The following is a 1,181-nucleotide window of genomic DNA, read 5'->3' as shown; positions in this document are numbered from 1 at the left end:
AGGGAAGACACCACACCGCCGGTGACGAAAATCAGGGGAGTCATGCGAGCAGCCAGTGCTGGAAATCGGTATTTTACACGAATCGGAGCTGTCGTTTTACCATCAGGGAATGACCGCCCAGCCCATCCCCGCCCGTCTCGAAGCCCTTCGCGCCGTCATGGCCCGCGAAGGCGTTGCCGCCGTCGTCGTCCCCAGCGCCGACCCGCACCTGTCCGAATACCTTCCGCCACGCTGGCAGGCCCGGGAATGGCTCTCCGGCTTTACCGGATCGGCCGGCACCCTGGTCGTGACCCCTGCCGGTGGTGGCCTGTGGACCGATTCCCGTTATTTCTCCCAGGCAGAACAGGAGCTTGCCGGCAGCGGACTGCCCCTGATGCGACTCAAGGTGGCGCACACCCCCGAGCATATCGCCTGGCTGGCCGACCAGCTCGGCCCGGGCGACGTGGTCGCCGCCGCCGGCGACAGCCTGGATGTTTCGGGCGCAGAGAGCCTGGCCAGGCGGCTTGGCGCCGCCGGCGCCACCCTGCGTACCGATCTCGACCTGCCCGCCGCCATCTGGCCCGAACGCCCCGGCCGGCCTGACGCCCCCCTCTTCGTCCACGCGGCGCCATTCGCCGTCGTCGACCGCGCGGACAAACTGCGTCATGTACGCACAGCCATGCGTCGGGCGGGCGCCAGCCACCATCTGCTCTCGAGCCTCGACGACATCGCCTGGCTGACCAATCTCCGCGGCGCCGACGTCGAGTACAACCCGGTGTTCCTGGCTCACCTGCTCATCGACGACGACAGGGCCACCCTGTTCGTCGATGCCGCCAAAGTGCCGGCCGAGGTAAAGCACGCACTGGCCATGGACGGCATCGGCCTCGCCGACTACGGCACGGCGGCCTCCGCCATGGCCGCTCTTCCGGACGACGCCGTGCTCATGCTGGATCCCAGCCGCGTTGTCGTGTCGGTCCTGGAAGGCCTGCCGGCCACGGTGCGGCAGGTTCGCACCGGGCACCCGTCCACGGCACAGAAGGCGCGCAAGACGACCGAGGAGCTCGACCATGTCCGCGACGTCATGCGCCGCGACGGCGCGGCACTGGCACACGCGTTCCGCCGTATCGAAGCAGGCGTGGCCGCTGGTGAGCCACTGACCGAACTCGACGTCGACACCATCGTGCGCGAGGCCCGTGCCTCAC

At 68.8% G+C, this 1,181-nt stretch carries 1 protein-coding gene; it reads left to right on the top strand.

All coding sequences use genetic code 11. From position 1 onward, the window contains the following. Positions 1 to 109: 109 nt before the first annotated feature. A partial coding sequence (locus tag AC1DT2_RS23965; RefSeq protein ID WP_477299195.1) for an aminopeptidase P family N-terminal domain-containing protein occupies positions 110 to 1,181 on the top strand: 1,072 nt, incomplete at its 3' end.

The sequence above is a fragment of the Luteibacter sp. P4_E6 genome (assembly GCF_056401535.1).
Note: the sequence above shows the minus strand (reverse complement) of the source record. Positions and strands in the feature narration are given on the sequence as shown.